This window comes from Pseudomonas sp. C11 (assembly GCF_034683865.1).
Lineage (GTDB): Bacteria > Pseudomonadota > Gammaproteobacteria > Pseudomonadales > Pseudomonadaceae > Aquipseudomonas.
Genome location: NZ_JAWIIP010000011.1, coordinates 87,560 through 111,630 on the forward strand (window position 1 = coordinate 87,560; position 24,071 = coordinate 111,630).

Consider the following 24,071-nt stretch of genomic DNA (forward strand, 5'->3'; position numbering starts at 1 on the left):
ATGCGCCTGCTGAAATACCTGCCCCTGCTGCTGAGCCTGCCTCTGTGCGCAGAAGCCTCGTCCACCTATCGCTGCGGCAGCGCTCTGGTCAGCAAGGACGCGACGCTCGGCGAAGTGCAGAACAAATGCGGCGAGCCCGCCAGCCGGGACTTTCTCGGCTACAAGGAAGTGGTCGATCACTATGGCTTTCGTAACGAGGTGGCCGTGGAGGAATGGATCTACGGCCCCAACAACGGCATGTACCATTTCCTGCGCTTCGAAGGCGGCCGCCTGACCGATATCCGCAGCAAGCGGGGCACCTGATCCCGATACGAAAAAGCCCCGCCAGGTTCGCTGGCGGGGCTTTCATCGCTCTGCGGAGTTACAGCTTCGAGCTGAAGTCACGCAGTTCCTGCTGAGCCTTTTCCTTGGTCCAGCCGTAACGCTCCTGGAGCTTGCCGGTGAGGTAGTCGCTATGCCCCTCGGCCACGTTCAGGTCGTCATCGGTCAGGTTGCCCCAGCGCTCCTTGATGCGGCCGCTGAGCTGCTTCCATTTGCCTTGGATGATGTCGCTATTCATGGTCGTCCTCCCAGTCGGTCAGCCGGGCTTGCACCCGGCCGACGCTAAAATTAGTCGGCGGATTTCAGGCCATCGGCGGAAACGGCCTTGACGCCCTCGATTTCCTTGGCCTTGGCCACGGCCAGATCACGCTCGGCATCACTGGCCACTACACCGGACAGGGAAACCACGCCTTGATTAGTCTCAACCTTGATGTCCAGGGCACTGAGGCTCTTGTCCGCGATGAAACTGGATTTGACCTTGCTGGTGATCCAGGTGTCGGACACTGCCTGCTCGGCCTTGTCCACGGTATCGTTGGCCGCGAGCATGGTCGGTTCGGCAAAGGCGGCCGAGGCCAGCGTCAGGCTCAGAGCGGTGGCGGTAAGGGTAGCAACGGCGAAACGGTTGATTGGCTGTTTCATGGTTCGACTCCTGTACATTCCAGACAATCTGCACGCCATCTCCGGCGGCAGGTTCACGGTAACTATCGCAATGCCTGTGCCAGCTTTTAAAAATCAATAAAACCTTATAAATCAAATACTTGATATTTATCGAGAGATAGGCCGATCTTGCATTTCGCCGATATGCGCCCTTTCGCTCGGGCAGCCTGCACGATACCGAAATGCCATCCCCGCCCTCTCGGAAGCGGAAAAGGTTATCCAAGGTGTAGGCAATGCTTGGTTGATACCGGACTGGCAAGTTTGTGTGATCTTGTTGGTTTGCGTTGGTGTTCTGGACGCCGCTTTGGGTGTTTTCAGATATTCCGGGTTTCGCCCCCTCGGGTGTGCAGGCTTGAGAAATATATGACAGGGAAAGCGTGATAAAGGCGGGATATAACGGAACGAGGCGGGAAATAGCGGGATGGGTTTTGTAACGGTGTTGCCATAGGTGAAACGGCGGCGGCCGTTGGTTAGAGGCCGTCGCCGAAGTCGATCTTATGCTGATCCTGGTCGAACTTCCTGTCCTGCGTCCGCTTGAGCAGCTTATAGATCGCATTCTCTGTCATGTCATATTCAACGGCGAGCGCGTGGTGGTTGCGGCCGTTGAATTTGCTCAGGATCTCCAGATCCCGCTGGGTGATCCGCCAGCGGAAGTCCTTCGGGAACGTGACGCAGCTTCCCGCCCAGGTATTGGACAGATGCTCGACCACCGCCGCGCCGGCCTGCTCGGCGATCTCCGCGCCGATACCATGCTCCGAAACCACCGCCGCAACGTGATCGGCGATATCGCTGAGTAGTTCGTGGCGCTTCTGTGCCATGGCTGTGGGCTTGGTGCTCATACATTCCCCCTTGCCGCTGCGATGCGGCGTTCGGCTTCCTCTTCCTTTATAAGGCCCAGGCGCAGATCGGCGTTGATGCGGCCGATCGCCTCCTGGATGGTCTGTTGCGGTGAAGGGCCGGCCCGCGTCGCCTTGGCCGGCGCGGCGGCTTGCACCTGGACGGGGTCGCTGGCGATGCCGTAGACCACCGCACGCAGGTAGTTGTGGTTCTCCAGCGGCAGCGTCAGGCGATCGCGGGCGATCAGCATCTGCTCGATGCCGGCCGTCCAGATCCTGGGCGGCGCTGGCTTGGTATCGTTTTTGCGGGCGTCCTTTTGCACCGTGCCGGCGTTGACCAGGTCGAGCAGCTCTTCCAGCAGCTTGATGGCACGGGTCATGCGCAGGCCGCGCTTGGCCGGGCTGAACAGGCGCAGGTAGTTGAGCACCGCCCGGCCGAGCTTCGGATCGAGGCCGGCGAGCAGCGCCGCCAGCTTCTTGCCGTCCGCGTCTGCGAAGCCGGCCTCGATCGGAAACTGCTCGCCGCAGCATGAAGCTCTACAACGAAGGCTTCGGTCTGTGCATTGGTTGGAAGCGCAGCCAGGGCACCCTAGCCGATTTCCGTGACCAGATCTGCGAGCACATCGGCGCGTACTGTGGCCCGGATCGGAATACCGGGCTCATCACTCTCAAGCTGATCCGCGATGACTACAACGTGGCCGATCTGCCGCTGTTCGACGAGGAAAGCGGCCTGCTGAGCATCGAGGATGACGAAACCGGCAGCGCGGTGCAGGCCCCGAGCCAGCTCTATGTTGAGTTCGTCGACGCCATTACCGGCAAGAAGCAGCGAGCGCGCGCAGTAAACCCCGCGATTGCACAGGTCCAGGGAGGGCCATCGTCCGAAACCAAAAGCTACCCGGCTATCCCGACCGGCGATCTGGCCGCGCGTGTAGTGCAGCGCGACATGCGGGTTAAGGCCAGCAACCTGCGCAAGTACAAGGTGAAGCTGGATCGGCGGGCCGCGAACATCGGCCCGGCGGATCCGTTCCGCATTCGCTCGCTCAAGCGCGGTATTGCTGAAGTTGTAGTACGCGCCGGGCGCATCGAGGACGGCACCCTGGTCAACGGCACCATCACCATCACCTGCCTGCAGGACGTGTTCGGTCTGCCGTCATCATCGTTTGTCGTTGTACCGCCGAGCGGATACGTCCCGCCCGATCGCACGCCATACGCCCCGACGCTGCGCCGGCTGATGGAGGTTCCATACCGCGAGCTGGCCGGGTTGATCGACCAGGCCAACTTGGATCTGGTCGACGTGACCGCTGCATGGGCTGCATCGCTGGCCGCGCGCCCGAGCGGCCTCTCACTCAGCTATAGCCTGCTGACTCGTCCCGGTACCAGCGGCTCGTTCACCGATCGCGGTACCGCCGACTGGTGCCCGACTGCGCTGCTCGTGGCGGCGCTGCCGGCAGCAGCCGGCCCGAGCGTCGTGACTGTGACCACCGCGCTCGATCTCGACCAGGTCGCCGTTGGCCAGGCCGCACTGCTCGATGACGAGATCGTGCGCGTGGATGCCATCAACCTCACCACCAACCAGGTCACCCTGGCCCGAGGCTGCGCCGATACCGTGCCGGCGCAGCACGCTGCCGGCGCCCGGATCTGGTTTTACGATGGATTCGAGGGTGCGGACGAAACCGAGTACACCAGCGGCGTTACCATCCAGGCAAAACTGTTGACGAATACGAGCGAGGGGCAGTTGGCCGAGGGATTGGCTGCGAGTGATTCGCTAACTTTGGCGGGCCGTCAGGGATATCCATATCCTCCGGGCCGGCTATTGCTCAATGGGGCTGCGTACCCGTCTGAGGTTACGGGTGAGGTTACGGTCAGCATTTCTCATCGTGACCGGCTGGCGCAGGCCGACCAGTTGATTGATACAACCCTGGGCGATATCGGCCCGGAGGCAGGTACCGAGTACCGGTTTCGTTTTTACAGCGGCACGACGCTGCGGCGTACGGTTCAGCAGCCAGGCACTTCTTATACCTATTTGCTGGCTACAGAGATCAGCGATGGCGGCCCATTTAATCCGCTGCGTGTAGTCGTTGATTCGGTGCGTGGTGGTGTTTACAGCCTGCAGGCGCACGACATCACCGTCGCGCGTCTCGGCCTGCCCGCAAAGTCACTCGCCCGGGAGGGCGAAACCAAAGACATCAACAAAAACGCGGCAATTCGGAACAGAAACTCGATAAATCAACACAACATTGCCAGTCCGGTATCAAAACTGACGCCATAGACCTTCCACGAACCACAACGAAAAAGCCCCGCTTTCGCGGGGCTCCTCGTATTGCAACGCAGGTCTATCAGACGCCGGAGGCTTCTGCAGCCGCCACGTCCTTGATCGACAGCTTGATACGGCCGCGGTTGTCCACGTCCAGTACCAGTACCTTCACCTCCTGACCTTCTTTCAGTACGTCGGTGACCTTCTCCACGCGCTGATCGCTCAGCATGGAGATGTGCACCAGACCGTCCTTGCCCGGCAGGATGTTGACGAAGGCACCGAAGTCGACGATGCGCTCGACCTTGCCGACGTAGATCTTGCCGATCTCGGCTTCGGCGGTGATCGCCAGCACGCGCTGCTTGGCAGCCTCGGCAGCGTCCTTGGTTTCGCCGAAGATCTTGATCGAGCCGTCGTCTTCGATGTCGATCGAAGCCTTGGTCTCTTCGCAGATGGAGCGGATGGTGGCGCCGCCCTTGCCGATGACGTCGCGGATCTTGTCCTGGTCGATCTTCATCGCCAGCATGGTCGGGGCATTGGCCGACAGCTCGGTGCGCGACTGGCTGATCACCTGGTTCATCTGACCGAGGATGTTCAGACGGGCTTCCAGCGCCTGCTCCAGCGCCTGCTCCATGATCTCTTCGGTGATGCCCTGGATCTTGATGTCCATCTGCAGCGCGGTCACACCCTTGGCGGTACCGGCTACCTTGAAGTCCATGTCGCCCAGGTGGTCTTCGTCACCGAGGATGTCGGTCAGAACGGCGAATTTCTCACCTTCCAGCACCAGACCCATGGCGATACCGGCAACCGGCGCCTTCATCGGCACACCGGCGTCCATCAGCGCCAGGGAAGCGCCGCAGACCGAAGCCATGGAGGACGAACCGTTGGATTCGGTGATTTCCGATACCACGCGGATGGTGTACGGGAATTCGTCGCCCTTCGGCAGCATGGCGGCAACGCCACGACGGGCCAGACGGCCGTGACCGATCTCGCGGCGACCGGCACCGCCCATGCGACCACACTCACCGACCGAGAACGGCGGGAAGTTGTAGTGCAGCATGAAGGCATCGCGCTTCTCGCCTTCGAGGGTGTCGAGCAGCTGTGCATCGCGAGCGGTGCCGAGGGTAGCAACGACCAGCGCCTGGGTTTCACCACGAGTGAACAGCGCCGAGCCGTGGGTCTTGTCGAGCACGCCGACTTCGATCTTCAGCGGACGTACGGTGCGGGTGTCGCGACCATCGATACGCGGCTTGCCGTCGACGATGTTCTGACGCACGGTGCGGTACTCGATCTCGCCGAAAGCCGCTTTGACTTCATCAGCCGGGAACTGGCCTTCGCCTTCGCCGGCCAGGGCCGCGACGACTTCATCACGCAGCTCGCCCAGACGGTTGTAGCGATCCTGCTTGATGGTGATGGTGTAGGCCTGGCTGATGGCCGCGCCGAACTGGTTGCGGATGGCATCCAGCAGCGGAGTGTTGGCGGCCGGGGCCTGCCAGTTCCAGGTCGGCTTGCCTGCTTCGGCAGCGAATTCCTTGACGGCCTGGATCACGGCCTGGAATTCCTGATGGGCGAACAATACGGCGCCCAGCATCTGGTCTTCGGTCAGCTCGTCAGCTTCCGATTCCACCATCAGTACGGCGGTTTCGGTACCGGCCACGACCATGTCCAGGCTGGAAGCCTGCAGTTGCTCGTAGTTGGGGTTCAGCAGGTAGCCGGTGTCCGGGTGGAAGGCTACACGCGCGGCGCCGATCGGGCCGTTGAACGGAATACCGGAAACGGCCAGGGCAGCCGAGGTACCGATCATGGCGGCAACGTCCGGATCGGTCTTCTTGCTGGTGGAAACGACGGTGCAGACGACCTGCACTTCGTTCATGAAACCTTCTGGGAACAGCGGGCGGATCGGACGGTCGATCAGGCGCGAGGTCAGGGTTTCCTTCTCGCTCGGACGGCCTTCACGCTTGAAGAAGCCACCCGGGATCTTGCCGGCAGCGTAGGTCTTTTCCTGGTAGTGCACGGACAGCGGGAAGAAGCCTTTGCTCGGGTCGGCGCTCTTGGCACCAACCACGGTGACCAGAACGGTGACGTCGTTGTCGACGGTCACCAGCACGGCGCCGCTGGCTTGACGGGCGATGCGGCCAGTCTCGAGGGTTACGGTCGACTGACCGAACTTGAATTGCTTGATTACCGGGTTCACGGTGTTTTCCTTCTCTTTGTTGCCTTGGGGGAAATTGGAAAGAGGCGCGGGAGTCGGACCCGATGCATCCCTCGAAAAGCCAAAAGCTGGAAGCCCAGCGCCCCGAGGTGAGGATCACTCCCCACTCGCGACGCCGAACTCCCAGCTTCCAACTTGTGCAGCTCGCGTCTATTAACGACGCAGGCCCAGGCGACCGATCAGGGCGCTGTAACGAGTGGTGTCCTTACCCTTCAGGTAGTCCAGCAGCTTGCGGCGCTGGTTTACCATGCGGATCAGACCGCGACGGCTGTGGTGATCCTTGCCGTTGGCCTTGAAGTGATCCTGCAGCTTGTTGATGTTGGCGGTCAGCAGGGCAACCTGCACTTCCGGGCTACCGGTATCGCCTTCAGCTTGCTTGTACTCGTTTACGATCTGGGCTTTTTCTTCAACGCTGAGTGCCATGTTGGCTTCCTCTCATCAGGAAACCGCTTTCGCGGTTTCAATAGGCCGGGAATCGCTTCCCGTGTTTTAAAAAGAGGCATGACCGTGCCTACTGACAGCCACCCTCGTAACACCATCACCCGAGAAACTCGGGCCACGGCTTTCGACCTGATGGTCGAATTCCTTTGCCGCCTCAGGCGCCAGTGGAAATCAGCCGACGCGGCGCGATACGCCCGTCATCACTGACTTCACCGATGCCGATGAAGCGACCGCTATGATCCTGCACGCGCACCATGCCGAACTTCGGCGCTTCCGGTGCACGTACCGGCTGCCCTTGCAGCCAGTAAAACGCGCTGTGCTCGGAGAGCTGCAGCAGCGGCCAATCCTGCAGGCCGCTATCGACCGGTTGCAGGAAGCGATCCAGCGCTTCGTTGCCACCTTCGGCATGCGCCGCTTCCAGCTCCTGCAGAGTCACGGTACGCGACAAATCGAAGGGACCAGCCTTGGTGCGACGCAGTTGCGCCACATGCGCCCCGCATCCCAATACCTGGCCGAGATCCTCGACCAGCGTGCGGATGTAGGTGCCCTTGCTGCAATCCACCGACAAACGTGCCTGCTCGCCTTCAAGGCCGAGCAATTCCAGGCGCGCAATAGTAACAGAACGCGCTTCGCGCTCCACTACTTCGCCTGCGCGGGCCAGCTTGTAGAGCGGCTGCCCATCCTTCTTCAGGGCCGAGTACATCGGCGGTATCTGTTTGATTTCACCGCGAAAACGCGGCAATGCCGCCTCGATTTCGCTGCGACCAACGGTCACCGGACGACGCTCGATCACCTCACCCTCGGCATCGCCGGTGGTGGTGGTCACGCCCAACTGGGCCAAGGTTTCATAGCCCTTGTCGGCATCGAGCAGGTACTGAGAGAACTTGGTCGCCTCGCCGAAGCACAACGGCAGCACGCCGGTAGCCAGCGGGTCGAGGCTACCGGTATGCCCGGCCTTCTCGGCGTTGAGCAACCAGCGCACCTTCTGCAACGCGGCGTTGGAGGTGAAGCCATGCGGCTTGTCCAGCAGGATGATGCCATCGACCTTGCGGCGAATACGTTTGACCTGCGCCACGCCTTACTCCTTGGAACCCGCGGTATCGTCGTGCAAACGATCTTCCGCAACGGCACGCTCGATCAGTGCCGACAGGTGAGCACCGCGCTGAACGCTCTCGTCGTAGTGGAAGTGCAACTGTGGCACGCTGCGCAGCTTCATCGCCTTACCTAGCTGCATGCGCAGAAAACCGGCAGCGTCGTTGAGAACCTTCAGGCTCTCCTTGACGGCATCGGCGTCATCCTGCCCCATGACAGTGATGAAGATTTTAGCGTGGCCGATATCACGACTGACATCGACCGCGGTGATGGTCACCAACCCCAGACGCGGATCCTTGACCTCACGCCGAATGAGCTGGGCAAGCTCGCGTTGCATCTGATCGCCGATACGTTGGGTACGGCTGTAATCTTTGGCCATTTCTTACTTACCTTTCCTTCGCCCGCCCACCTGATCGGCAGCGGACGTAAAAGCGGCAAACGCCCGGCCGCGCTTGAGCGGGGCCGGGCGTTGCGTGGTCAAGGGGTTGCGCTTACAGACTGCGCGCCACCTGAACCTTCTCGAACACTTCGATCTTGTCGCCGACCTTGACGTCGTTGTAGCTCTTCACGCCGATACCGCACTCCATGCCATTACGCACTTCGGCGACGTCGTCCTTGAAGCGACGCAGCGATTCCAGCTCGCCTTCGAAGATCACCACGTCCTCGCGCAGTACGCGGATCGGACGGTTGCGGTAGACGGTGCCCTCGATGACCATGCAGCCAGCGACAGCGCCGAACTTCGGCGAACGGAACACGTCACGCACTTCCGCGGTACCCAGGATGTTCTCGCGAACGTCGCTGCCGAGCATACCGGTGAGGGCTTTCTTGACGTCTTCGATGATGTCGTAGATGACGTTGTAGTAGCGCATGTCGAGGCCTTCGGACTCGACGATCTTGCGCGCACCGGCGTCAGCACGGACGTTGAAGCCGAACAGCACGGCATTGGAAGCCAGCGCCAGGTTGGCATCGGACTCGGTGATACCACCGACACCGCCACCGACCACACGCACTTGCACTTCGTCGTTGCCCAGGGTGCTGAGCGAGCCCTGCAGAGCTTCCAGAGAACCACGAACGTCGGCCTTGAGGACGATGTTGAGGGTCTTCTTCTCTTCCTGGCCCATGTTCTCGAAGATGTTTTCCAGCTTGCCGGCGTGGGCACGAGCCAGTTTGACCTCGCGGAACTTGCCCTGACGGAACAGCGCAACTTCGCGGGCCTTCTTCTCGTCGGCCACCACCATCATCTCGTCACCGGCATCCGGCGTACCATCCAGGCCGAGAATCTCGACCGGGATCGACGGACCCGCTTCCTTGATCGGCTTGCCGTTCTCGTCGAGCATGGCACGCACACGACCGTAGTTGACGCCGACCAGCACCATGTCGCCCTGACGCAGGGTACCGTCCTGAACCAGCACGGTAGCCACCGGGCCACGGCCCTTGTCCAGGCGCGATTCGACGACCACGCCACGACCGGGCGCGCTCGGCGTAGCGGTCAGTTCGAGCACTTCAGCCTGCAGCAGCACGGCTTCAAGCAGTTCGTCGATACCGGTACCGACTTTGGCCGACACATGCACGTAAGGTGCATCGCCGCCCCACTCTTCCGGAATCACGTCGAGCGCGGCCAGGCCGTTCTTGATGTTGTCCGGGTTGGCATCTGGCTTGTCGATCTTGTTCACCGCGACCACGATCGGCACGCCAGCGGCTTTCGCGTGCTGCACGGCTTCCTGGGTCTGCGGCATCACGCCGTCATCAGCGGCGACGACGAGAATGACGATATCGGTGGCCTTGGCACCACGAGCACGCATCTGGGTGAACGCAGCGTGACCGGGGGTATCGAGGAAGGTGACCATGCCGCGGTCGGTTTCCACGTGGTAGGCGCCGATGTGCTGAGTGATACCACCCGCCTCGCCGGACGCGACCTTGGCACGACGGATGTAGTCGAGCAGCGAGGTCTTACCATGGTCGACGTGACCCATGACGGTCACCACCGGTGCACGGGACATAGCCTCGCCTTCGAACTTCAGCGACTCGGCCAGGGAATCTTCCAGGGCGTTGTCACTGACCAGCTTGACCTTGTGGCCCAGCTCTTCGGCGACCAGCTGGGCAGTTTCCTGATCCAGTACCTGGTTGATGGTGGCAGGCGAGCCCATCTTGAACATGAACTTGATGACTTCAGCGGCTTTCACCGACATCTGCTGAGCCAGTTCCGAAACGGTAATGGTCTCGCCGATGGAAACTTCGCGCACCACCGGACCTGCCGGCGTCTGGAAGCCATGCTGGTTGCGCTTTTTCATCTTGGACTTGCCACGACCTCCACGACGGAAGCCATCGCTTTCCTCGTCGACGCTGCGCGGAGCCACACGCGGAGCCGGCGCCTTCTCCTTGAGAGTCGGACGGTGCTGCGCATGCTTGCGATCACGACGCTCTTCTTCGTCGCTGCGCGCCTTCTCGGGGCGACGCACTTCTTCTTTCTTGCGCTCGCCCTCGACAGTGGTAGCCGGCGCGGCGACCGGAGCACTGACGACCGGCTCAGGCGCAGCAGCCGGAGCAGGCGCTTCGGCAGCAGGAGCAGCCGCCTGACGTTTGGCCTCTTCTTCGGCCTTGCGCTTGGCTTCTTCCTCGGCCTTCAGACGCTCGGCCTCGGCAGCGGCGCGCTGGGCTTCCAGCTCGCGCTGCTTCTCGGCCTCGAGCTCTTCGGGGCTGCGCTTGACGAAGGTCTTCTTCTTGCGCACTTCCACACTGATGGTCTTGCTGCCAGCCACCCGGAGGGTGCTGGTGGTCTTGCGCTGCAAGGTAATCTTGCGCGGCTCTTCGACCTTGTCGCCGTGACTGCTTTTGAGATGGGCCAGCAGGGCCTGTTTCTCACTGTCGGTCACTACTTGTTCGGCACTACTGTGGGACAGGCCAGCCTCACGCATCTGCTGAAGCAGGCGTTCAACCGGGGTGTCGACCACTTTGGCCAGTTCTTTCACCGTGACTTGCGTCATGCATCTTTCTCCTCAGGCCGCAACCGCTTACTCGAACCAATGGGCTCGGGCGGCCATGATCAGCTTGCCGGCACGTTCTTCGTCGATGCCGTCGATGTCGAGCAGGTCGTCAATCGACTGCTCGGCCAGGTCTTCACGGGTAATCACGCCGCGCAACGCCAGCTCCAGAGCTAGCGCCTTGTCCATACCCTCGACTTCCAGCAGGTCATCCGCTGGATGGGCATCGGCCAACTTTTCCTCGTTGGCGATCGCCTTGGTCAGCAGACGATCCTTGGCTCGCGCGCGCAGCTCATTGACGATCTCCTCGTCGAAGCCATCGATGCTGAGCATTTCTTCCATGGGTACGTAGGCAATCTCTTCGAGACTGGTGAAACCCTCTTCGACCAGGACTTGGGCCAGCTCTTCGTCGACTTCCAGCTCGTCGATGAAGGACTGCATGATGTCGCCGGTTTCCGCTTGTTGCTTGGCCTGGATGTCGGCCTCGGTCATCACGTTCAGCGTCCAGCCGGTCAACTGACTGGCCAGTCGTACGTTCTGGCCGCCACGACCGATGGCCTGAGCCAGGTTGTCTTCACCAACGGCGATGTCCATGGCATGGGCATCTTCGTCAACGATGATCGCAGCCACCTCAGCCGGCGACATGGCATTGATCACGAACTGTGCGGGGTTGTCGTCCCACAGCACGATGTCGACGCGCTCGCCACCCAGCTCACCGGAAACGGCCTGAACACGCGAGCCGCGCATGCCGATGCAGGCGCCCTGCGGGTCGATACGCTTGTCCTTGGAGCGCACGGCGATCTTGGCACGCGAACCCGGATCACGGGACGCGCCCTTGACCTCGATCAGGCCCTCGGCAATTTCCGGCACTTCGATGCGGAACAGTTCGATCAGCATTTCCGGCGCGGTACGCGACAGGATCAACTGAGGGCCACGGTTCTCGGTACGAATTTCCTTGAGCAGGGCACGCAGACGCACGCCGACTCGGAAGGTTTCACGCGGGATGATGTCTTCGCGTGCCAGCAGCGCCTCGGCGTTGTTGCCCAGGTCGACGATGACGTTGTCGCGAGTGACCTTCTTCACGGTGCCGGAGATGATCTCGCCCAGACGTTCGCGATAGGCATCGACTACCTGAGCACGTTCGGCTTCGCGCACTTTCTGCACGATCACTTGCTTGGCGGTTTGCGCGGCGATACGACCGAACTCGATGGACTCGACCTTTTCCTCGAGCACATCACCGATCTTGGCGTTGGCTTCGACAGCCTGCGGCATGTCGTCGGTCAGCTGGTAGGCTGGGTCTTCGAACTCGGACTCGTCGACCACGGTCCAGCGACGGAAAGTCTCGTAGCTGCCGTTCTGGCGATTGATCGATACACGCAGATCGACCTCGTCCTCGAAACGCTTTTTGGTAGCGGTCGCCAGAGCCAGCTCCAGCGCCTCGAAAATCACGCCGGCCGGTACACCCTTTTCATTGGATACCGACTCAACAACTAGCAGTACTTCTTTGCTCATCGTACGCCTCGCCTTTCGCAATCCATTGGATCTGCGCGACCCGCCTCGTCAGCACTCCGTCGCTGGTCTGCACTCATTACGCAGACAGGACAGTTGCCCAACGACACGGGATCCGCGTCTCAATCAAACCGGGGGATGATGTTGGCCTTGTCGATCAGATCGATCGGCAGCAGGTATTCGTGGTCATCCACCTGTACCACCACGTCCTGCTCCTCCACACCACGGAGAAGACCCTGAAAGTTGCGACGCCCCTCGAAGGGCGAGCGCAGCTTGATCTTTGCCTGCTCACCGACATGCGCCGCGAACTGTTCGAGTGTGAACAGCGGCCGATCCATGCCAGGAGAGGAAACTTCCAGGGTGTACTCCGATGTGATCGGATCTTCGACATCCAGTACACCACTGAGCTGACGACTGACGATCTCGCAATCGTCGATCAGGATGCCATCAGCCTTGTCGATATAGACACGCAGCAGCGAATGACGCCCCTGCGACAGGAACTCGATGCCCCAGCATTGATAGCCGAGTGCTTCGACTACCGGGGCCAACAAGGCCTGCAACTGTTCTAGCTTGCTCGACACTTAACGGCCCTCGTGCATGCTGTGCAAATAAAAAATGGGCGAAACGCCCATCCCTTCAAACCGCCACGAAGTCTGGCGGACGTTGTCTTCCAGCTAGCAAAAGGCCCCTGAAAAGGGGCCTGCTGAAACTGGTTGCGGGGGCTGGATTTGAACCAACGACCTTCGGGTTATGAGCCCGACGAGCTACCAGACTGCTCCACCCCGCGCCAAAGCTGGGCCGGAATTATAAGGCCGCCCCCTACGAGGGTCAACCAACACTCCGAAAAACAAGAAAGCCCGCGAACTGCGGGCCTTCTTTTATATGGTACCGAGGAGGGGACTCGAACCCCTACAGCCTATGGCCACTACCACCTCAAGGTAGCGTGTCTACCAATTCCACCACCTCGGCAAAACGGTTACTGCTTTGGAGCCTCCGGCACGTCCGACGCATCGGATGCAGGTGCCTTTTGCTCTTCGAGCACCGGAACGTCTTCGACGACCGGTTTTTGTTGAACTTCCATAACCGCAGGATCAGGAAGCCCAACTTGAGTCAGTGCTTCAGCTTTTTCTTTAGCAAAGAACGCTAAGCCCAAGCTAGTAATGAAAAAAGCTGCAGCGAGTATACCAGTAAACTTACTCAAAAAGGTAGAGGAACCTTGGCTTCCGAATACAGTTGCCGAAGCACCCGAACCAAAAGACGCACCCGCATCAGCACCCTTGCCCTGCTGAACCAAAACCAGCGCGACAATACCGATTGCACCGATCAGATGCAGAACCACTACGACTGTTTCCAGCATTCTTCAGTTTCCTGCAGCGCGACAGATCGCACCGAATTCATCCGCATTCAGAGAGGCTCCGCCCACAAGCCCCCCATCGATATCCTGCATACCGAACAACTCGGCAGCACTGGCGGCCTTGACACTGCCGCCATAAAGAATTCTCAGACCATCTGCCACATCGACATCCAGCAGCGCGACCTGCGCACGTATTGCTGCATGTACTTCCTGAGCCTGCTCCGGCGTAGCGGTCAAACCGGTGCCAATGGCCCAAACAGGCTCATAGGCAACTACAGCTCTCTTCAGCGACTCGACACCCAGAGCATCGATCACCGCGGCCAACTGACCACCCACTACATCCAGCGTCGCGCCCGCCTCACGCTGCTCACGGGTCTCACCGAGACAAAGCACCGGAACCAATCCAGCTGCCTGTACGGCTGCAAACTTGCGAACGACCACTTCATCGCTTTCGCCCAGAATTAGACGACGCTCGGAGTGACCGACCAGCACAAACTCGCAACCCACATCGACCAACTGACTCGTCGCCAGCTCACCAGTCAAAGCGCCCTGCTCGGCTTGCGCTGCGCAATCCTGCGCACCCACTTTCACCGCTTTATCACCCAGACCTTGAACGACCTGAGCAATGTGCAGACTCGAGGGAAACACCGCTACATCGATATCAGCAGACAGCACTTGCTGACTCAGCCCTTCGATCAGCTCTGCGACGCTGGCGCGGGTACCGTGCATTTTCCAGTTACCTGCAACCAAGGGGCGACGCATGCTTTACCTCGTCGATCAAAGAGGGCGCAGATGTTACCCAAGAGCTATTCGGGTAGCAAGCTCAATCATGCACAGACTTCAGCAACAATCTTAGCCAATTCATCGGCATAGCTTCGCACGGCCGTCTCGTCATCGCCTTCGACCATCACCCGCAGCAGCGGCTCGGTACCAGACTTGCGCAACAATACTCGGCCACGCCCCGCCATGCGCTCGGTAACCCGCGCGCACGCATCCTTAACCGAAGGATGCTCAAGCGGATCGAACTCGCCCGAGAAACGCACATTGAGCAGCACCTGCGGGCACTTCTTGACCCCCATGCGCGCTTCGGCCAGCGACTGGTCACGACGCTTGAGCGCCACCAATACCTGTAGCGCGGCGATAATCGCATCGCCCGTGGTGGTGTGCTGGAAGCACACCAGGTGCCCGGAGTTTTCGCCACCCAGCAGCCAGTTGCGCGCCATCAGTTCGGCAATGACATAGCGATCCCCGACCTTGGCACGAACGAACGGGATATTCAGCTCAGCCAGCGCCAACTCCAGCCCCAAATTGCTCATCAGCGTACCAACCACGCCGCCATGCAGGCGTCCGCGCTCATGCAGATCACGGGCAATGATGAACAGCAGCTCGTCACCATCGACCACGGTACCGGTGTGATCGACCATCATCACGCGATCGGCGTCACCATCGAAGGCGATGCCGAGGTCGGCCCCCTGAGCCAACACCTCGGCCTGCAGCCCGGCGATATGCGTCGAGCCACACTCATGGTTGATATTGAGGCCATCCGGCTGCGCCGCCATGACCTTGACCTCGGCACCCAATTCGCGGAACACGCTGGGCGCGACCTTGTAGGCCGCACCATGGGCGCAGTCGACAACGATTTTCAGGTGCTTGAAGTTGGTGCCGGTGGACACGCTGCTCTTGCAGAACTCGATGTAGCGCCCAGATGCATCGTTGATGCGCGAAGCCTTGCCGATCGCAGCCGACTCCACCACGGTCATCGGCTGATCGAGCAACTCTTCGATCATCAGCTCGACATCATCGGGCAACTTGGTGCCTTCACTGGAGAAGAACTTGATGCCGTTATCGTCATGCGGGTTGTGCGATGCACTGATGACGATGCCGGCATCGGCCTGGAAGGTACGCGTCAGGTAGGCAATAGCAGGCGTGGGCATCGGACCAAGCAACTGCACATCAGCACCCGCAGCCGCCAGACCGGCCTCCAGAGCCGACTCGAACATGTAGCCGGAGATGCGCGTGTCCTTGCCGATGAGGATGCGACACTTGCCCTGCTTACGAAACGCCATGCCGGCAGCCCAACCCAGCTTAAGCACGAAATCTGGAGTGATCGGGAACTCACCAACGCGCCCACGAATGCCATCGGTGCCAAAGTATTTTCTGGTCATTACCAATTCCTTTTTATTGCGCCGCTTCAACCGCAGCGATCATGCGCACCACGTCGACCGTTTCAGGGACATCATGCACACGCAGAATATGAGCGCCCTTGGTCAACGCCAGCGCAGCCAGGGCCAGACTGCCATACAGGCGCCCCCCGACCTCGTGCCCCAGCACCTTGCCAATCATGCTCTTGCGCGAAACACCGACCAGCAGCGGCCGACCCAAGGCATGCAGACAATCCATGCGGCGAAACAGCGAAAGATTATGCTCGAGCGTCTTGGCGAAACCGAACCCCGGATCGAGCACGATGCGCTCAGCCGCTATACCCGCCGCCGCGCAAGCAGCCATGCGCTCGGACAGAAAGCCCTGCACCTCGTCGAGAATGTCCGGATAGCGCGGATCGTCCTGCATGTTGCCGGGCTCACCGCGCATATGCATCAGACAGACCGGCAGACCGGTATCAGCTGCAGCGTCCAGGGCGCCGTCACGCTGCAGCGAACGCACGTCGTTGATCAGCCCGGCACCGAGCCGTGCACTCTCGCGCATCACCGCTGGCGTCGAGGTATCGACGGAAATGATCACGTCCAGCTCGCGAGCGATCGCCTCGACCACCGGCGCCACGCGCTCGAGCTCCTCGGTAGGCGAGACCGCACGCGCACCAGGCCGCGTCGATTCGCCACCGACATCGATCAGAGACGCACCTGCGGCAACCATTGCCTCGGCATGCCGCAGGGCAGCATCACGCTGCGCGAAGCGGCCGCCATCGGAAAAGGAATCGGGCGTGACATTGAGAATCCCCATCACTTGCGGACGGGACAAATCAAGAAGCCGGCTACCACAAGGTAGCCGGCTCGGCAGTTGCACATCGGACATCGATGAACCTTAGTGTTCGGCAGCGGGGCCGCCAATCGGAGCTTCGGGACGCGTGCCTTCATCAGACTTGGCCTGAGGCTTGCCAGAGTCGCCATCACCCCAACCACGGGGTTCGCGCGGCTCCCGACCACTCATGATGTCCTCGATCTGATCGGCATCGATGGTCTCGTACTTCATCAGTGCTTCGGCCATGGCATCGAGCTTGTCGCGGTTGTCGACCAGCAGCTGCTTGGCAGTGGCGTAGCTCTCGTCGATGATGCGACGCACTTCTTCGTCGATCAGCTTGGCCGTTTCACCGGAAACGTTGCTGTGCTGGCTGCCCATGCTGCGACCAAGGAAAACCTCGCCTTCCTCTTCGGCATACATCAGCGGACCGAGCTTCTCGGACAAACCCCACTTGGTAACCATGTTCTTGGCCAACTGGGTCGCACGCATTATGTCGTTCGAGGCGCCAGTGGTAACGCCATCGAAGCCCAGGGTCATTTCCTCGGCGATACGCCCACCGAACAGCGAGCAGATCTGGCTGGTCAAGGCACGCTTGCTCAGGCTGTAGCGATCTTCTTCCGGCAGGAACATGGTCACACCCAGCGCACGACCGCGCGGGATGATGGTGACCTTGTAAACAGGGTCATGCTCGGGAACCAGACGACCGACGATGGCATGACCTGCCTCGTGATAAGCCGTATTGAGCTTTTCCTTGTCGGACATGACCATGGTCTTGCGCTCGGCGCCCATCATGATCTTGTCCTTGGCCAGTTCGAATTCCTTCATCTCGACCAGACGCTTGCCATTGCGAGCGGCGAACAGCGAGGCTTCGTTGACCAGGTTGGCCAGGTCAGCACCGGAGAAACCCGGGGTACCGCGCGCGATCACGGAGGCGTCGACATCATCGCCCATCGGCACTTTGCGCATGTGCACCTTGAGAATCTGCTCGCGACCGCGGATGTCCGGCAGGCCAACCACGACCTGACGATCGAAACGACCGGGACGCAGCAGCGCAGGGTCGAGCACGTCCGGACGGTTGGTTGCGGCGATGACAATGATGCCATCGTTCATCTCGAAACCATCCATCTCCACCAGCAACTGGTTGAGGGTCTGCTCACGCTCGTCATGACCACCGCCCATGCCAGCGCCACGATGGCGACCGACCGCGTCGATTTCGTCGATGAAGATGATGCAAGGGGCGTGCTTCTTGGCCTGGTCGAACATGTCCCGCACACGCGAGGCACCCACGCCCACGAACATCTCGACGAAGTCGGAGCCGGAGATGGTGAAGAACGGAACCTTGGCTTCGCCAGCAATGGCCTTGGCCAGCAGGGTCTTACCGGTACCGGGCGGGCCGACCATCAGTACGCCACGCGGGATGCGACCACCCAGGCGCTGGAACTTGCCCGGATCGCGGAGGAACTCGACCAGCTCGCCGACCTCTTCCTTGGCTTCATCGCAGCCGGCGACATCAGCCAGGGTGGTCTTGACCTGATCTTCGGAAAGCAGGCGCGCCTTGGACTTGCCGAAGCTCATCGGGCCGCCCTTGCCGCCGGCACCGCCCTGCATCTGGCGCATGAAGAACATGAACACCGCAATGATCACCAGAATCGGGAAGCTGGCGACCAGCAACTGAGTCCAGATGCTCTGCTGCTCGGGCTGCTTGCCTTCGATGACCACGTTGTTGTCGATCAGGTCACCGATCAGGCCGCCATCCTGGATCGCCGGACGAATGGTCTTGAAGCCTTCGCCGTCGGTACGCTTGCCAGTGATCACGTAGCCGTCGACGGTCACGCGCTCGACGCGCCCTTCCTTGACCTGCTCGATGAATTGCGAGTAGCTCAGGGTCTGCGGCTCGCTCGGGCTGGAGAAGTTGTTCATCACGGTGACCAGCACGGCCGCGATGATCAGCCACAGGATGAGATTCTTTGCCATGTCGTTCAATTAGCTACCCTCTGAAGCAGGCCTCGTGGCGAAGCAGGCTTCCCATGACGACCAGTGATATACCGATCTAACTTACACCAAACGCCCGCATCCCGCAGGCGCCGTCTGTAACCCTTTATGAGGTTTCTGCCTCTGAGACCAGCAAGGCTGACACCGGTTTCACCTCATGCCCCGCGAAAGCCACGGGCCAGCAGGTATTGCTCGCGAGAACGGTCGCGGGAGGACAGCGGCTTGCGCATCTGCACCTTCTCGAAACTTTCGCGCACCTGCTTGTGGTAAAGGTCGAAGCCCTCACCCTGGAAAATCTTGATCAGGAAATCACCGCCGGGCCGGAGCACACGACTGGCCAGATCCAGCGCCAACTCGCATAGATACATGGCGCGCGGCTGATCAGCCGCCCTCACCCCACTCATATTGGGGGCCATATCGGAAATAACAAGGTCGACCGGATTTTCGCCAATGGCCTCGAGAATGCGTGCGAACACCGCGTCATCGGTGAAGTCGCCTTGAATGAAGGCCACATCGGGGATGCTGTCCATCTCGAGAATGTCGGAGGCGATCAGCCGGCCCTTGTCGCCGATCACGCGGCTAGTGACCTGCGACCAGCCACCGGGGGCAGCCCCCAGGTCAACCACGGTCATGCCAGGACGCAGAATGCGATCCTTTTCCTGGATTTCCAGTAACTTGTAGCTGGCACGCGAACGGTAGCCGTCCTTCTGCGCCATCTTCACGTACGGGTCGTCGAAATGCTCTTTCAGCCAACGTGGACTGGTCTTGGAACGTGCCACTGGAACCTCGAATTCAACGGGTCATGAATAACGGCGCGGGGTCGGGTAAGATAGGCGCCGTTTTTCCAGACCGAATTAGGTACTAACGATTATGCCGCTCACTCAAGAGCAGAAGAAACAATTCAAATCTATCGGCCACCACCTGAAACCTGTATTGATCGTGGCTGACAATGGTTTGACCGAGGGCGTACTGGGCGAACTGGATCGCGCCCTGAACGATCACGAATTGATCAAGGTGCAATTGCGTATCGCCGAGCGCGAAGATCGCCAGGCCGCCATCGCCGCACTGTGCGAGGCCGGTCGTGCCGAGCTGGTACAGTCGATTGGCAAGGTCGCCCTGATCTATCGCAAGAACCCCAAGCCGAACCGTAACCTGTCCAACGTGATTCGTTACCAGGTTTAACGCGGCTACAGGCTACAGGCTACAGGCTACAGGCTACAGGCTACAGGCTACAGGCTACAGGCTACAGGCTACAGGCTATCAGCATGCTTCTGGTCTCTCATGGTGGCCAGCACTGACGCTCGGCCTGTAGCCTGTGCCTAGGGCCGTTCTTTGCCCGGAACAGGCTGCAGCACCAGCATCAATCCGCAAAATGCCATCACCAGATAGCTGAAGCGCAACCAGTACTCAGCCTCGGGCCAGTATTGGCGCACCAGCAGATGACTCAGCGCCATGATTGCGACGGTCAACAGCAGTTGCCCGCGCATCTCGCGCCATAAGCTGGCGAGACCTTGCACACGCAGCAAGGCAAACGCCTGTACCGCGACGCAAACGGCGGTGAGCCCGATCAGCAGAGGCGTCAGTGCCTCGGCAATCTCCTGCACCAGCAAAGGCGCCAGTCCTGCCTGACCAATGGCCGGCAGGATGACGAACTGCAATACCCACAAACCGCCAACCCAGAGGGTTTGGGCCAACTGCCAACTAACGGCAGCGGCCCGCGACGGTTGATGCGGCTTAGATGTGGCGGACTTCGACAATCTCGTACTCGATCAGGCCACTGGGGGTCTGCACCGCCACCACATCACCTTCGTTCTTGCCGATCAGGGCACGAGCGATGGGCGAGCCGACGGAGATCTTGCCCTGCTTGATGTCGGCTTCATCTTCGCCAACGATCTGATAGGCCACACTTTCGTCAGTCTCGACGTTGGCAATCTCCACGGTGGTGCCGAAGATCACCTTGCCGGTGTGCTCGATGGTGGTGACGTCGATGATCACCGCGTTCTGCAGACGACCTTCGATATCGCGAATTCGCGCCTCGACCATGCCCTGCTGCTCACGCGCAGCGTGGTACTCGGCATTTTCCTTGAGGTCACCAAGCTCACGCGCGGTACCGATATCCTGGCTGAGCTTGGGCCGCACCACCTTGGTCAGGTGCGCGTGCTCCTCTTCCAGGGCGCGAGCGCCCTGGACGGTCATGGGGTACTTGTTCATGCCTTGATTCCTGCATGCAGATCCTGCAGCCGGCGCACGGTCTTCTCGGGACCGAACTTGAGCGCCTCACAGACCGCCTGCCCCGCCGCGATGGTGGTGGTGCAGTAGATCTTGTGCTGCAGAGCGTTACGACGGATCGAGTAGGAGTCAGCGATGGACTGACGCCCCTCGGTGGTATTGATGATCAGGGTGACTTCGTCGTTCTTGATCATGTCGACCACGTGCGGACGACCCTCGGTCACCTTGTTAACGCGGCGCACCGGCAGACCGGCAGCCTCGATCACCTTGGCCGTGCCAGCGGTAGCGACCACCTCGAAGCCCAGCGCGACCAGATCACGTGCGACCTGAACAGCTTCCGGCTTGTCGTCCTCGCGCACGCTGATGAAGGCGCAACCGGAGTTCGGCAGAATCTCGCTGGCACCCAGCTGCGCCTTGGCGAAGGCCTCACCGAAGCTGTCGCCGACGCCCATCACCTCACCGGTGGATTTCATCTCTGGGCCGAGGATCGGGTCGACACCCGGGAACTTGGCGAAGGGGAACACCGCTTCCTTGACGCTGAAGAACGGCGGGATGATTTCCTTGGTGTAGCCCACTTCGGCCAGGGTCTTGCCGGCCATGACACGCGCGGCCACCTTGGCCAGCGATTCGCCGACGCACTTGGAAACGAACGGCACGGTACGCGAGGCACGCGGGTTCACTTCGATGACGTAGATGTCTTCGCCCTGCACGGCCATCTGCACGTTCATCAGGCCGATCACCCCCAACTCCAGAGCCATCTTCTTGACCTGCTCGCGGATCTCGTCCTGGATATGTGCCGGCAGCGAGTAAGGCGGCAGCGAGCAGGCGGAGTCACCGGAGTGCACGCCGGCCTGTTCGATGTGCTGCATGATCGCGCCGATGACCACGGTTTCGCCGTCGCTGACCGCATCCACGTCCACTTCGATGGCGCAGTTGAGGAAGCGATCCAGCAGCACCGGGCTGTCGTTGGACACTTTCACCGCTTCGCGCATGTAGCGCTTGAGCTCTTCTTCCTGGTAGACGATTTCCATCGCCCGGCCGCCCAGTACGTAGGACGGACGCACCACCATCGGGTAACCGATGTTCTTCGACAGGGCCAGGGCCTCGTCTTCGCTGCGCGCAGTGGCGTTGGCCGGCTGACGCAGGTTCAGGCGCTGCACCATCTGCTGGAAGCGCTCGCGGTCTTCGGCGCGGTCGATGGCCTCAGGGCTGGTGCCGATGATCGGTACGCCCGCTTCTTCCAGGGCGCGGCAGATCTTCAGCGGAGTCTGACCGCCATACTGGACGATCACGCCTTTCGGCTGTTCGACGCGGACGATTTCCAGTACGTCTTCCAGGGTCACCGGTTCGAAGTACAGGCGATCAGAGGTGTCGTAGTCGGTGGAAACGGTTTCAGGGTTGCAGTTGACCATGATGGTCTCGAAACCGTCTTCACGCATGGCCAGCGCCGCGTGCACGCAGCAGTAGTCGAACTCGATGCCCTGGCCGATACGGTTAGGACCGCCGCCGAGGATCATGATCTTGTCGCGACCGCTCGGGTTGGCCTCGCACTCTTCCTCGTAGGTGGAGTACATGTAGGCGGTGTCGGTGGCAAATTCGGCGGCGCAGGTATCGACGCGCTTGTACACCGGCAGCACTTTCAGCTTGTGGCGGTGAGCACGCAGGCTCTTCTCGGAAACGCCCAGCAACTTGGCCAGACGCGCATCGGAGAAACCCTTGCGCTTGAGTTTGAACATCAGGTCGTAGTCGATAGCCGACAGACCGAGAGTCTGCACGGTGGCTTCGTCCTTGATCAGATCTTCGATCTGCACCAGGAACCACTCGTCGATACGGGTCAGCTCGAACACTTCGGCGACGGTCTTGCCGGCACGGAAGGCATCGGCCACGTACCAGATGCGGTCAGCGCTGGGCACGGTCAGCTCGCGACGCAGGGTGCTCTCGGCTTCCGGGTCATTCAGATCGAGCTTCGGATCGAAGCCGGCAACGCCGACTTCCAGGCCGCGCAGGGCTTTCTGCATCGACTCCTGGAAGGTACGGCCGATGGCCATGACCTCACCCACGGACTTCATCTGGGTGGTCAGGCGAGCGTCGGCCTTGGGGAATTTCTCGAAGGCGAAGCGCGGAACCTTGGTCACCACGTAGTCGATGGCCGGTTCGAAGGAGGCCGGGGTACGACCGCCGGTGATGTCGTTGCTCAGCTCGTCGAGGGTGTAACCGACAGCCAGCTTGGCAGCGATCTTGGCAATCGGGAAGCCGGTGGCCTTGGAGGCCAGCGCCGAGGAACGCGACACGCGCGGGTTCATCTCGATCACCACCATGCGCCCGGTGTTCGGGCAGATGCCGAACTGCACGTTGGAGCCGCCGGTTTCAACGCCGATCTCACGCAGCACCGCCAGAGAGGCGTTGCGCATGATCTGGTATTCCTTGTCGGTCAGGGTCTGCGCAGGAGCAACGGTGATCGAGTCGCCGGTGTGTACGCCCATCGGGTCGAAGTTCTCGATGGAGCAGACGATAATGCAGTTGTCCTTCTTGTCGCGGACCACCTCCATCTCGTATTCCTTCCAGCCGATCAACGACTCGTCGATCAGCAGCTCGTTGGTCGGCGACAGATCCAGACCACGGGCACAGATTTCCTCGAACTCTTCACGGTTGTAGGCGATGCCGCCGCCGGTACCACCCATGGTGAAGCTGGGGCGGATGATGCAGGGGAAACCCACCATCTCCAGCACGCCGTAGGCTTCTTCCATGCTGTGGGCGATGCCAGAGCGCGGGCAGGCCAGGCCGATGTCCTTCATCGCCCGGTCGAAGCGCGAGCGGTCTTCGGCCTTGTCGATGGTGTCGGCGTTGGCACCGATCATCTCGACGCCGAACTTCTCCAGCACGCCGTGACGCTCCAGATCCAGTGCGCAGTTCAGCGCGGTCTGGCCGCCCATGGTCGGCAGCAGTGCGTCCGGACGCTCCTTCTCGATGATCTTGGCCACGGTGGCCCACTTGATCGGCTCGATGTAGGTGGCGTCGGCCATCGACGGGTCGGTCATGATGGTGGCCGGGTTGGAGTTCACCAGAATGACGCGGAAACCTTCTTCCTTCAGCGCCTTGCACGCCTGGGCGCCGGAGTAGTCGAACTCACAGGCCTGGCCGATGACGATGGGGCCGGCGCCGAGGATCAGGATGCTTTTGATGTCTGTACGTTTTGGCATGGTCTTCTCGAATTCTCTGC

Annotated in this window: 23 protein-coding genes and 2 tRNA genes; 3 read left to right on the forward strand and 22 right to left on the reverse strand. The window is 60.8% G+C overall.

Annotated features, from left to right (window positions below; all coding sequences use genetic code 11):
• A complete protein-coding gene (locus tag VC352_RS18170) occupies positions 1-303 on the forward strand; it encodes a DUF2845 domain-containing protein (RefSeq protein ID WP_322980926.1) in 303 nt (100 codons plus the stop codon).
• A 58-nt stretch (positions 304-361) separates the two neighbouring features.
• Here the strand turns inward: VC352_RS18170 and VC352_RS18175 are convergent, their stop codons facing one another.
• From VC352_RS18175 to VC352_RS18190, 4 genes are all read right to left on the reverse strand, one after another.
• Complete coding sequence (locus VC352_RS18175; RefSeq protein WP_322980927.1) at positions 362-559, reverse strand: CsbD family protein; 198 nt, start codon at positions 557-559, stop codon at positions 362-364.
• A gap of 50 nt (positions 560-609) precedes the next feature.
• Positions 610-960, reverse strand: a complete 351-nt coding sequence (locus VC352_RS18180) for a BON domain-containing protein (protein ID WP_322980928.1) — start codon at positions 958-960, stop codon at positions 610-612.
• A gap of 488 nt (positions 961-1,448) precedes the next feature.
• Positions 1,449-1,817, reverse strand: coding sequence for a Mor transcription activator family protein (locus VC352_RS18185; RefSeq protein ID WP_322980929.1), 369 nt, complete (start codon positions 1,815-1,817; stop codon positions 1,449-1,451).
• Positions 1,814-2,242: a hypothetical protein gene (locus VC352_RS18190; RefSeq protein ID WP_322980930.1), complete on the reverse strand. Its 429-nt coding sequence runs from the start codon at positions 2,240-2,242 to the stop codon at positions 1,814-1,816. The genes VC352_RS18185 and VC352_RS18190 overlap by 4 nt, the downstream gene beginning before the upstream one ends.
• Positions 2,243-2,343: 101 nt before the next feature.
• On the opposite strand from VC352_RS18190, the gene VC352_RS18195 reads away from it, so the two are divergent.
• Positions 2,344-4,083: a hypothetical protein gene (locus tag VC352_RS18195; protein ID WP_322980931.1), complete on the forward strand. Its 1,740-nt coding sequence runs from the start codon at positions 2,344-2,346 to the stop codon at positions 4,081-4,083.
• Positions 4,084-4,150: 67 nt separating this feature from the next.
• On the opposite strand, the gene pnp is transcribed toward VC352_RS18195, so the two are convergent.
• From pnp to rlmE, 15 genes are all read right to left on the reverse strand, one after another.
• Positions 4,151-6,259: a polyribonucleotide nucleotidyltransferase gene (gene pnp, locus VC352_RS18200; protein ID WP_322980932.1), complete on the reverse strand. Its 2,109-nt coding sequence runs from the start codon at positions 6,257-6,259 to the stop codon at positions 4,151-4,153.
• A 171-nt stretch (positions 6,260-6,430) separates the two neighbouring features.
• The gene (rpsO, locus tag VC352_RS18205) at positions 6,431-6,700 is read right to left on the reverse strand and encodes a 30S ribosomal protein S15 (protein ID WP_011914369.1); all 270 of its coding nucleotides are present in this window, start codon (positions 6,698-6,700) and stop codon (positions 6,431-6,433) included.
• A 172-nt stretch (positions 6,701-6,872) separates the two neighbouring features.
• On the reverse strand, positions 6,873-7,793 hold the full coding sequence (gene truB / locus VC352_RS18210; RefSeq protein ID WP_159973477.1) for a tRNA pseudouridine(55) synthase TruB: 921 nt from the start codon (positions 7,791-7,793) through the stop codon (positions 6,873-6,875).
• 3 nt (positions 7,794-7,796) lie between these two features.
• Positions 7,797-8,189 carry a 30S ribosome-binding factor RbfA gene (gene rbfA, locus VC352_RS18215; protein WP_159973478.1) on the reverse strand — a complete coding sequence of 131 codons (393 nt, stop codon included), beginning with the start codon at positions 8,187-8,189 and terminating at the stop codon, positions 7,797-7,799.
• A 112-nt stretch (positions 8,190-8,301) separates the two neighbouring features.
• Positions 8,302-10,794 carry a translation initiation factor IF-2 gene (infB, locus tag VC352_RS18220; RefSeq protein WP_322980933.1) on the reverse strand — a complete coding sequence of 831 codons (2,493 nt, stop codon included), beginning with the start codon at positions 10,792-10,794 and terminating at the stop codon, positions 8,302-8,304.
• 27 nt (positions 10,795-10,821) lie between these two features.
• A complete protein-coding gene (gene nusA, locus VC352_RS18225; protein WP_322980934.1) occupies positions 10,822-12,303 on the reverse strand; it encodes a transcription termination factor NusA in 1,482 nt (493 codons plus the stop codon).
• Positions 12,304-12,422: 119 nt separating this feature from the next.
• On the reverse strand, positions 12,423-12,881 hold the full coding sequence (gene rimP / locus VC352_RS18230; RefSeq protein ID WP_268181611.1) for a ribosome maturation factor RimP: 459 nt from the start codon (positions 12,879-12,881) through the stop codon (positions 12,423-12,425).
• Between the two features lie 129 nt (positions 12,882-13,010).
• A tRNA-Met gene (locus VC352_RS18235) sits at positions 13,011-13,087 on the reverse strand.
• Positions 13,088-13,183: 96 nt separating this feature from the next.
• Positions 13,184-13,269, reverse strand: a tRNA-Leu gene (locus VC352_RS18240).
• 7 nt (positions 13,270-13,276) lie between these two features.
• On the reverse strand, positions 13,277-13,657 hold the full coding sequence (gene secG / locus VC352_RS18245) for a preprotein translocase subunit SecG (RefSeq protein WP_322980935.1): 381 nt from the start codon (positions 13,655-13,657) through the stop codon (positions 13,277-13,279).
• Between the two features lie 3 nt (positions 13,658-13,660).
• Entirely contained in the window at positions 13,661-14,416 is a 756-nt protein-coding gene (gene tpiA, locus VC352_RS18250) for a triose-phosphate isomerase (RefSeq protein ID WP_322980936.1), read from the reverse strand.
• A gap of 65 nt (positions 14,417-14,481) precedes the next feature.
• The gene (gene glmM, locus VC352_RS18255; RefSeq protein ID WP_322980937.1) at positions 14,482-15,819 is read right to left on the reverse strand and encodes a phosphoglucosamine mutase; all 1,338 of its coding nucleotides are present in this window, start codon (positions 15,817-15,819) and stop codon (positions 14,482-14,484) included.
• Between the two features lie 13 nt (positions 15,820-15,832).
• On the reverse strand, positions 15,833-16,684 hold the full coding sequence (gene folP, locus VC352_RS18260; protein ID WP_322980938.1) for a dihydropteroate synthase: 852 nt from the start codon (positions 16,682-16,684) through the stop codon (positions 15,833-15,835).
• A 9-nt stretch (positions 16,685-16,693) separates the two neighbouring features.
• Positions 16,694-18,604 (reverse strand): ATP-dependent zinc metalloprotease FtsH, encoded by a 1,911-nt coding sequence (gene ftsH / locus VC352_RS18265; RefSeq protein WP_322980939.1) that lies wholly within the window; start codon positions 18,602-18,604, stop codon positions 16,694-16,696.
• Between the two features lie 173 nt (positions 18,605-18,777).
• Positions 18,778-19,401, reverse strand: a complete 624-nt coding sequence (gene rlmE, locus VC352_RS18270) for a 23S rRNA (uridine(2552)-2'-O)-methyltransferase RlmE (protein ID WP_322980940.1) — start codon at positions 19,399-19,401, stop codon at positions 18,778-18,780.
• A 91-nt stretch (positions 19,402-19,492) separates the two neighbouring features.
• Here rlmE and yhbY point away from each other — a divergent pair, with 91 nt between their 5' ends.
• Positions 19,493-19,804 carry a ribosome assembly RNA-binding protein YhbY gene (yhbY, locus tag VC352_RS18275; RefSeq protein WP_322980941.1) on the forward strand — a complete coding sequence of 104 codons (312 nt, stop codon included), beginning with the start codon at positions 19,493-19,495 and terminating at the stop codon, positions 19,802-19,804.
• 137 nt (positions 19,805-19,941) lie between these two features.
• On the opposite strand, the gene VC352_RS18280 is transcribed toward yhbY, so the two are convergent.
• From VC352_RS18280 to carB, 3 genes are read right to left on the reverse strand one after another with little or no spacing between them, the layout of a single operon-like run.
• The gene (locus VC352_RS18280; RefSeq protein ID WP_322980942.1) at positions 19,942-20,379 is read right to left on the reverse strand and encodes a DUF4149 domain-containing protein; all 438 of its coding nucleotides are present in this window, start codon (positions 20,377-20,379) and stop codon (positions 19,942-19,944) included.
• The gene (gene greA / locus VC352_RS18285; RefSeq protein WP_322980943.1) at positions 20,357-20,833 is read right to left on the reverse strand and encodes a transcription elongation factor GreA; all 477 of its coding nucleotides are present in this window, start codon (positions 20,831-20,833) and stop codon (positions 20,357-20,359) included. The genes VC352_RS18280 and greA overlap by 23 nt, the downstream gene beginning before the upstream one ends.
• Positions 20,830-24,051, reverse strand: coding sequence for a carbamoyl-phosphate synthase large subunit (gene carB, locus VC352_RS18290; RefSeq protein WP_099526107.1), 3,222 nt, complete (start codon positions 24,049-24,051; stop codon positions 20,830-20,832). Before carB ends, greA begins: the two co-directional genes overlap by 4 nt.
• Positions 24,052-24,071: the final 20 nt, after the last annotated feature.